At 67.8% G+C, this 8952-nt stretch carries 8 protein-coding genes; 3 read left to right on the top strand and 5 right to left on the bottom strand.

Annotation, left to right across the window (positions count from 1 at the left end; all coding sequences use genetic code 11):
• The first annotated feature begins 178 nt into the window (after window positions 1–178).
• From prpE to ARC63_RS01590, 3 genes are all read left to right on the top strand, one after another.
• Window positions 179–2059: a propionate--CoA ligase gene (prpE, locus tag ARC63_RS01600; RefSeq protein WP_010483967.1), complete on the top strand. Its 1881-nt coding sequence runs from the start codon at window positions 179–181 to the stop codon at window positions 2057–2059.
• Window positions 2060–2252: 193 nt separating this feature from the next.
• A complete protein-coding gene (locus tag ARC63_RS01595; protein WP_010483966.1) occupies window positions 2253–2756 on the top strand; it encodes a hypothetical protein in 504 nt (167 codons plus the stop codon).
• Between the two features lie 48 nt (window positions 2757–2804).
• Window positions 2805–3860 carry a suppressor of fused domain protein gene (locus tag ARC63_RS01590; protein WP_057502356.1) on the top strand — a complete coding sequence of 352 codons (1056 nt, stop codon included), beginning with the start codon at window positions 2805–2807 and terminating at the stop codon, window positions 3858–3860.
• A 67-nt stretch (window positions 3861–3927) separates the two neighbouring features.
• On the opposite strand, the gene ARC63_RS01585 is transcribed toward ARC63_RS01590, so the two are convergent.
• The 5 genes from ARC63_RS01585 to ARC63_RS01565 form a co-directional block, all read right to left on the bottom strand.
• The gene (locus tag ARC63_RS01585; RefSeq protein WP_010483964.1) at window positions 3928–4539 is read right to left on the bottom strand and encodes a glutathione S-transferase N-terminal domain-containing protein; all 612 of its coding nucleotides are present in this window, start codon (window positions 4537–4539) and stop codon (window positions 3928–3930) included.
• Between the two features lie 84 nt (window positions 4540–4623).
• On the bottom strand, window positions 4624–5082 hold the full coding sequence (locus tag ARC63_RS01580; protein ID WP_004154513.1) for a cell wall hydrolase: 459 nt from the start codon (window positions 5080–5082) through the stop codon (window positions 4624–4626).
• Between the two features lie 298 nt (window positions 5083–5380).
• Window positions 5381–7411, bottom strand: coding sequence for an NADPH-dependent 2,4-dienoyl-CoA reductase (locus tag ARC63_RS01575; RefSeq protein WP_057502355.1), 2031 nt, complete (start codon window positions 7409–7411; stop codon window positions 5381–5383).
• 101 nt (window positions 7412–7512) lie between these two features.
• A complete protein-coding gene (yczE, locus tag ARC63_RS01570) occupies window positions 7513–8145 on the bottom strand; it encodes a membrane protein YczE (protein WP_010483962.1) in 633 nt (210 codons plus the stop codon).
• Between the two features lie 173 nt (window positions 8146–8318).
• Window positions 8319–8952 (bottom strand): zinc-binding dehydrogenase (locus ARC63_RS01565; protein ID WP_139042357.1); only part of this gene is annotated, 634 nt, incomplete at its 5' end.

Below are 8952 nucleotides of genomic sequence, written 5' to 3'. Positions count from 1 at the left end.
CGCAACCGGACCCGCCCCGCCATCCCCGGTAAGCCAGCTTCTGCTGTTGCTTCGGCTTCTGCAGGTGCAGGGCTGCAAGCCCTGCAGAACAAACCCCACCCCCTACCAAGGTAGGGCGGCCCGCTCGCCAGCGCCGGACTATCCTCGAACCCATGACTTTGTCTGGGAGGGCTGCGTCATGAACTACGAGGAAACCTACCGTCGCTCGATCGACGAGCCGGAGGCCTTCTGGGGCGAGGAAGCCAAGCGCATCCATTGGCACAAACCGCCGCAGCAGGTGCTCGACTACAGCAACCCGCCGTTCCGGCGCTGGTTCGTCGGTGGTGAAACCAATCTCTGCTACAACGCCGTGGATCGCCACCTGGCCGAGCGCGCCGACCAGCTCGCGCTGGTCGCTATCTCCACCGAAACCAACAGCACGCGTGAGATCACCTATCGCCAGCTGTATCGCGAAGTGAACGACTTCGCCGCCGTGCTCAAGCACCTCGGCGTCGGTCACGGTGACCGCGTGGTGATCTACATGCCGAACATGGCCGAAGCCGTGTTCGCGATGCTGGCCTGCGCGCGCATCGGTGCGGTGCACTCGGTGGTGTTTGGTGGCTTCGCCGCGCACAACCTGGCGCTGCGCATCGACGATGCGAAGCCCAGGCTGCTCATCGCCGCCGATGCCGGCATGCGTGGTGGCAAGCTGATTCCGTACAAGCCGATGGTCGACGCCGCCTGCGCCGAAGCGGCTTCGCCGCCACCGCATGTGCTGATCGTGTCGCGTGGGCTGGATGCAGCCGAACCACGCGTGCCGGGCCGTGATGTGGAGTACGCCACGCTGCGTGCGCAGATCGGGGAAGTCGATGTGCCGGTGCAATGGCTGGAAGCAAGCGAACCGAGCTACCTGCTGTACACCTCCGGCACCACCGGCAAGCCGAAGGGCGTGCAGCGTGATGTCGGTGGCTATGCCGTGGCGATGGCGCAGTCGATGGAGACGGTATTCGACTGCAAGCCTGGCCAGGTGATGTTTTCCACCTCTGATGTCGGCTGGGCTGTCGGTCATTCCTACAATGTGTACGGCCCGCTGATCGGTGGTTGCACCTCGCTGCTGTACGAAGGGCTGCCGACCAATCCGGACCCGGGCATCTGGTGGGCACTGTGCGAGCAGTACAACGTGCGAACGATGTTCTCTTCGCCCACCGCCATCCGCGTGCTGAAGAAGCACGACGCAGACTTCATCCATCGCCACGACCTGCGCGCGCTGAAGTACCTGTTCCTGGCCGGTGAGCCGCTGGATGAACCGACCGCGCACTGGATCAGCGAAGCGCTCGGCAAGCCGATCATCGACAACTACTGGCAGACCGAAACCGGCTGGCCGGCACTGACCCTGCTGCCGGGCCTGGAGATGAAGCCGGTGCGCTTCGGTTCGCCGGGTTTCCCCAATCTCGGCTATCGGATGAAGGTGATCGACGAGAACACCGGTGAGGAAGTCGCACCGGGGCAGAAGGGCGTGCTGGTGGTGTCGCCGCCGTTGCCGCCGGGCTGCATGAGCACGGTGTGGAATGATGACAGCCGCTTCCTGCAGAGCTACTTCAGCCACTTCAAGGAACTGCTGTACAGCTCGCTGGACTGGGCGATCCGCGATGATGACGGTTACACCTTCATCCTCGGCCGCACCGACGATGTGATCAACGTGGCCGGGCACCGCCTGGGCACGCGCGAGATCGAGGAGGCCATTTCCAGCCATCCGCGCGTGGCCGAGGCTGCCGTGATCGGGGTCAAGGACGAACTGAAGGGGCAGGTGCCGCTGGTGTTCGTCACCCTCAAGCAGGGGCTTGATGGCGAGGATCCGGCGCCGGTGGTGGCCGAGATGATGGCGACGGTGACGACTTCGCTTGGTGCGGTAGCGCGCCCAGCGCATGTGCACGTGGTCAATGCACTGCCCAAGACCCGTTCGGGCAAGCTGCTGCGGCGCTCGTTGCAAGCGTTGGCCGAACAGCGCGACCCGGGTGACCTGTCGACGCTGGATGATCCCAGCGCGCTGGAGGAAATCCGTCGCGCGCTGGGCCGCTGACCTGCTTCTGTAGAGCCGAGCCGATGCTCGGCTCCGCATGCCTTGCCAAAGCAGCCGAGCATGGGCTCGGCTCTACAGGGGAGGCCGTTGCTGCACCGCAGCTTCCTCCCTGCAACCGGTGCGCTAAGCTCGGTTGCAGGGGAGCGTGCCCGCCAGGGCGCGCCGGCATTGCGCATCGAGGGAGGGGGAGGCAATGGCATTGCTGCACGCCAAGACGGCGGCTGGCCGTCAGGAAATCGAAGACCGTGGCCGGCGCCTGCCGGCGGCATTGCGTTCGATCCTGCTGATGGTCGACGGCCATCGCGATGACACTGAATTGCGCGGCCTGTTCGAAGGCCTGCGTGCGCCGCCCGACGCACTGGAGCAATTGTCAGCGCAGGGCCTGATCGAAGTGATCGGCGGAAGTGCCGAGGTGACACCGCTGCGCGGCATCAGCACCGGGCGCGAACAGGACCCGGCGCTGTACCAGCAGCTGTACGACGCGATGAGCGAGGCGGTACGCCGCCACCTGGGCCTGAAGGGCTACTTCATGCAGTTGAAGATCGAACGCTGCACCGATGCGCTGGCGCTGGAACGCCTGTGCCCGGAACTGCTGGCGGCGGTGGGCAAGGCGCGCAGTCCGGCGCTGGCGCAGCGCTGGTGGCAGGAAACCCAGGCTGCCGTGGTCAATGGTGGTGGCGAGGTCGTGCAGGCCTGAGCCACCGCGTAAAGTGATCGGTTCACTTCCCCCCACAAGGAGTCCCGCGTGCAGGACGACCACGACGACACCGACACCCCTGGCTGGGACGCGATCAATGCGGCGCTGGCGCCCCTGTATGCCGGGCAGGAGCCGCGTCACTTCGGCACCGCGCTGCCGTACACGCTCGGTGGCCAGGATCCTCTCGATGGCATCAGCGTGTACTGGGCGGATGCGCCTGTACCCCACTGGCACTACATCACTTACGGCTTCTCCGAGCTGTATGCCAAGGAGAGCAGTGATGCCGCCACCAGCGGCTATGGTTTCGAGCTGACCTTCCGCCTCGCTGCCGACGCCGGTGAGAACGCCGGCAGCACCCCGCCGGTGTGGCCGATGAACCTGCTGCAGAACCTGGCGCGCTATGTGTTCGGCAGTGGCAACGTGTTCGAGGACGGTCACCATCTCAATGCCAACGGCCCGATCGCGCTGGAGACCGGCACGCGCTTGTGCCATCTGGCCTTCGTCGCGGATCCGCAGTTGCCCGCACGCGACACCGCCAATGGCCACCTGCAGTTCCTGCAGCTGGTCGGGCTGACCGATGAGGAGATGGAAGCGGTCAAGCGCTGGTCGACGCGCGGCGTGCTGCAGGCGCTGCAACCGGCGATGCCGCTGTGGATCAGCGACCTGCATCGCGGCAACCTGCTGGAGGAACCGGCGCTGGCCGCACAGGTGCAGGCCGGCAGCGAGCGCGAGGGCTCCAGTACCGGCATGTTGTTCATCGAGACACTGGATTGGCGGCAGGAGGCGGGCGTCACCACCCTGGTGCTGGGGGCCGGCCAGGTCGCCAGCGTGTGCGAGCTGCTGCCGCTGCGCCTGCGCCACGGCAGATCGCTGGAACTGGTCAGCCGCGAGCGGCAGTGGGAGTTCGTTCCGGCCAGGGGCGGTGAAGTGGGCGACGTCTCCGCCGACAACGCGCGCTGGGCACTGGACGAGGCGGGATTGCAGGCTCTGGCGGGCGTGCGTGCCGAGCGCGGTATCTACCCGGTGGTGGAGGCGCTGCGCATCGAAGTGGTGCCGACCTACCTGCGCGATGCCAAGGGCGAAGTGATCCGCCAGATCGGCTGATCACGCTGCTGGAACCGAGGGGGTCAGAGCCGCCTGCTGCGCAGACGGATCCGACCCCAGGTCAAGATCAGGCCAGGCCTTCAGCCTTCAGCGCGGCCTGCACGCCGGCGTCGGCATCCATGCGCGCCTTGTAGGCGGCCAGGTTGTCCAGGCCGGACAGGTCGACCTTGGTGCCGGCGGCCCAGCGCAGGGTGATGTAGAAGTACGGATCGGCGAAGCTGCGGAAGCCGGCCAGCCACGGCTTGTCGGCCAGCTGCTTGTCGGCGGTCTCGAACAGGCCACGCAGGCGCTTGTGCGCGGCGGCGCGGATCGCATCGAACTGGCTCTCGTCGGCGATGAACTTGCCCGGCGCGAACAGCGGCGAGAAGGCCGGATGCACATCGGAATTGACGAAGGCCAGCCAGCGGGTGGCTTCGGCGCGCTGGCGCGGGCTGCCATCGCCGCCGAGGCCGGCCTGCGGGTAGGTGTCGGCGATATAGCCCATGATCGCGGCGTTCTGCAGCAGCACGAAGTCGCCGTCGACCAGTGCGGGGACGGCACCGGCCGGATTGATCTTGAGGAATTCCGGCCCCTTCAGAGTGTCCTTGTTCAGCAGTTCAACCTCGAACGGCTGGCCGGTCCACTGCAGGGCGATGTGGTCGGCGGTGGAACAGGCACCGGGCTTGCTGTACAGCTTCATGGGAACTCCAGGTGATGCGGGCGGGAAACGCCCACTATCCCAGAGCCTGCCGGCGGGCGGCAACGCTGCCGCCAGCACGGATCGTTACGACTGCCGCGGCTTGAGGTTCTGCACCTTGTAGAAGGTGTGATCGCCGATGGTGGCCACCTGGTACGCATTGCGCCAGTTCGGGCTGGCGATGGACAGCGCGGCGAAGTGGCTGGCACCGGGCACGATCTCGCGGCGCTCGCCGGCCGGCAGCGCCCAGTTGCGCTCGGCGTCGAAGGCCACGTTCATCGCCTCGCTCCAGGCGGCGTCGTTGCCCAGCTGGGTACCGGGGGAGACGATGGTCGGTGCGAACTGCTTGCGCGCGGTGACCACCTGGCACATCGAGTCGCCCCACAGGCCACTGTCGAGACGGCGCAGGGCGACCTCGGCGACGGCCTGCTGGCCCCGCAGGGTCTGGTCGCGGGCTTCCAGGTAAACGGTGGTGCTCAAACACAATGAATCAGCGGCCGGCTGCGGCAACAACTGCGACAGCCAGAGAATCCAGGCCAGTTTCATATAACTCCTTGCTCCGTGTGGGCCGCACCCTCCGGTTCCGGCCGCGGGGGCGACAGGAGGCGGGGTACGACTTGGCGTCATGGGGAGGCGGCCATCGGGGCCGCCCCGTGGGCAGCCCCAAAAGAAACGATCAGTACCGATCGAGGGGGCTGCGCCGGCTCACCGGAAACTGGCTGGTGAGCGGAAAGATGGCGCAAGGTAGGGGGGGATAGCCGAACGCATCGTGAACCGTGCGGCTTGACATTCAGGTTCGGCAGGGGTGACGGAAATCACATTCCGCCCCCCATTCAGGCCCTCATCAGAGCGCAGCGGCGACCCGGCTGCCCTGGTCGATCGCCCGCTTCGCATCCAGTTCGGCGGCCACATCGGCGCCGCCGATCAGCTGCGCGTTGATGCCGGCGGCCTGCAGTTCGGCCTGCAATGCGCGGTTCGGTTCCTGCCCGGCGCAGATCACCACATGGTCGACCGGCAGCAGCTGTTCGCTGCCTTCCACGCGGATGCGCAGGCCCTCGTCGTCCACGCCCAAGTACTCGACGCCGCCGAGCATGCGCACGCCCTTGGCCTTCAGCGTGGCGCGATGGATCCAGCCGGTGGTCTTGCCCAGTCGCGCGCCGGGCTTGCCCGGGCTGCGCTGCAGCAGCCACAGCCGGCGCGGCGAGGCTTCTGCCTGCGGCTTGGCCAGCGAGCCGCGGGCCTCGAACGTGCTGTCCACGCCCCATTCGGCCATCCAGCGCTGCGGGTCCAGCGAGGGCGACTCACCGGCGTGGCTGAGGAATTCGCCGACATCGAAGCCGATGCCGCCTGCGCCGATGATCGCCGCATTGGCGCCCACTTCGACCCGCCCCAGCAGCACGTCCAGATAGCTGACCACCTTGGCGTGGTCGGCGCCGGGGAAATCGACCTTGCGCGGGGTGATGCCGGTGGCCAGCACCACCTCGTCGAAGCCGGCCAGGTTGGCGGCATCAGCACGGGTGCCGAGGCGCAGCTGCACGCCGGTCTCCTGCAGCGTGTGGCGGAAGTAGCGCAGGGTCTCGTAGAACTCTTCCTTGCCGGGGATGCGCTTGGCCACGTTGAACTGCCCGCCGATTTCCTCGTTGGCATCGAACAGGGTGACCTGGTGGCCGCGCTGGGCAGCGACGGTGGCACAGGCCAGGCCGGCGGGGCCTGCACCGACCACGGCAACCTTCTTCGGCGTAGTGGTGGGGCGGTAGACCAGCTCGGTCTCGTGGGCGGCGCGCGGGTTGACCAGGCAACTGGCCAGCTTGTTCTCGAACACGTGGTCCAGGCAGGCCTGGTTGCAGGCGATGCAGGTGTTGATCGCCTCGGCGCGGCCGGCACGGGCCTTGTTCGGCCACTGCGGGTCGGCCAGCAGCGGCCGCGCCAGCGACACCATGTCGGCGCCGCCATCGGCGAGGATGCGCTCGGCGACGTCGGGCATGTTGATGCGGTTGGTCGCCACCAGCGGCACTTTCACATGTGGCTTGAGCTTGGCGGTGACCCCGGCGAAGGCAGCGCGCGGCACCGAGGTGGCGATGGTCGGGATGCGCGCTTCGTGCCAGCCGATGCCGGAATTGATGATCGTTGCGCCGGCCGCCTCGATGGCCTGCGCCTGCTGCACGATCTCGTCCCAGTTGCTGCCGTCGTCCACCAGATCCACCAGCGACAGGCGGTAGATGATGATGAAGTCCGGGCCGCAGGCCTCGCGGATACGGCGCACGATCTCCACCGCGAAGCGCATGCGCTGGCGCGCGTCGCCACCCCAGGCATCGGTGCGCTTGTTGGTGCGCGGGGCGATGAACTCGTTGATGAGGTAGCCCTCCGAGCCCATCACTTCCACGCCGTCGTAGCCGGCCTCGCGGGCCAGCTTCGCGCTGCGTGCGTAGTCGGCGATATGGCGCTCGACGCCGCTGGCCGAGAGCGCGCGCGGGGTGAACGGGTTGATCGGTGCCTTCAGCTTCGACGGCGCCACCGACAAAGGGTGGTAGGCATAGCGGCCGGCATGCAGCAGCTGCAGGCAGATCTTCGCGCCGTGCTGGTGCGCGGCGGCGGTGAGCTGGCGGTGCGGGCGTACTTCCCACGGCCAGGACAGCTTGCCGCCGAACGGCTTCAACCAGCCCACTACATTCGGCGCGAAGCCACCGGTGACGATCAGGCCGACGCCGCCCTCGGCGCGTTCGGCGAAATAGGCCGCCAGCCGCGGGAAGTCGCGGGCGCGATCCTCCAGGCCGGTGTGCATCGAGCCCATCAATACGCGGTTGCGCAGCTGGGTGAAGCCCAGGTCCAGCGGGGCGAACAGGTGGGGATAGGCGCTTTCGTTGGCTGGCGACATGGTCGATACGCTTGCGTACGGAAGCGCGAAGCGTGCCGCGAAACGGCGGCCGGAGCAAGGGCTGGCGAATCGGTAGCGCCGGGCCATGCCCGGGGACGCGGCTACCCGTGGCCGCGCTGTGCGCTCGCCGGGCGCGGTCCGGGCATCGGCCGGCCAATCCCGAACCAGCCCAGCGTCATTCCGCACAGCGGCCCGATCAGCAGGGCGAAGGCCAGCGTGCCGAGGCCGACATTGCCGCCCAGCCACCAGCCCAGCAGCAGCACGCTGCCCTCGATCAGGCTGCGCACTTTCCAGATCGGCCAGCCGGTACGGGCGTGCAGGCCGGTCATCAGGCCGTCGCGCGGGCCAGGGCCCAGCTTGGCGCCGATGTACAGGCCGGTGGCCAGCGCGACCAGCAGCATGCCGGCGCAGAACATCGCCAGCTGCCAGCCCAGGCCGACCGCCGGCGGCAGCAGCCACAGCCCGAACTGCGCGGACGGGCCGATCAGCATCACGTTGAGCACAGTACCAACGCCCGGCTTCTGCCGCAGCGGCCACCACAGCAGCAGCACCAGCGCACCGATCACATTGGTGGCCAGCCCGAACGAGAGCGGCGTCTGCGCGGCGATGCCCTGCGACAGCACGTCCCAGGGCGCCACGCCGATGGCGGCACGGATCATCAGCGATGCGCCGAAGCCGTACAGGAACAGGCCGGTGATCAGTTGCAGCATGCGCAGGGGCAGGGCGGTGGGCATGGCGGTCTCGGGGGAGGGGGATCTGTTCCCACCGTAATCCCGATCCAGTCACTTCAATAGATACAGATGCCGACCAATCCGCCGCTACAGGCGGAATCTGTAGCGCCGAGCCCATGCCCGGCTGCTTTGCCTGGCACCACCAGCCGAGCATGGGCTCGGCGCTACATGACGCGTCAGTCGCCCCAGCCTGCCAGCGCCAGCTTGCCCACCGTGCGTCCGCCGGCCAGGCGCTGATGCGCGATGTCCAGATTTGTCGCATTGATCGGGCCCAGCGTCTCGCTGAGGGTGCCGCGCAGCTGGCCGGCATCGATCATGCTGGCCGTGCGGCTGAGGATGCGGTGCTGCTCGATGCAGTCGGCAGTGGCAAAGCGCGAGCGCGCGAACATGAACTCCCAGTGGATGCCGATGCACTTGGCCTTGTAGGGATCGCCGATGCGCAGCGGCCCACGTGGCTCGACGATCAGGCCGACGTGTCCCTGCGGCGCCAGCAACAGGCCCAGTTCGTCCCAGTAGTGATCGGTGTCGGCCAGGTTGAGTGCGACCTGCACCGCGTCGATGCCCAGCGCCTGCAGCTGGGCCTGAAGCGGTTGCCGGTGGTCGATCACGTGCCGGGCACCCATCTGCCGGCACCAGTCGGCCGAGGCCTCGCGCGACGCCGTGGCGATCACCTCGAAACCCGCATGGCGGGCCAGCTGGATCGCCATCGAGCCGACCCCGCCCGCACCGCCGATCACCAGCAGGTGCTGGCCGGCGTGGCGGCGATCGTCCAGGCGCAGGGGCATGCGCTCGAACAGCAGCTCCCAGGCG

This window comes from Stenotrophomonas geniculata ATCC 19374 = JCM 13324, from assembly GCF_001431625.1.
Taxonomy (GTDB): Bacteria; Pseudomonadota; Gammaproteobacteria; order Xanthomonadales; family Xanthomonadaceae; genus Stenotrophomonas; species Stenotrophomonas geniculata.
The sequence above is the reverse complement of the archived record's forward strand: the minus strand, read 5'-3'. Positions and strand labels throughout refer to the sequence as shown.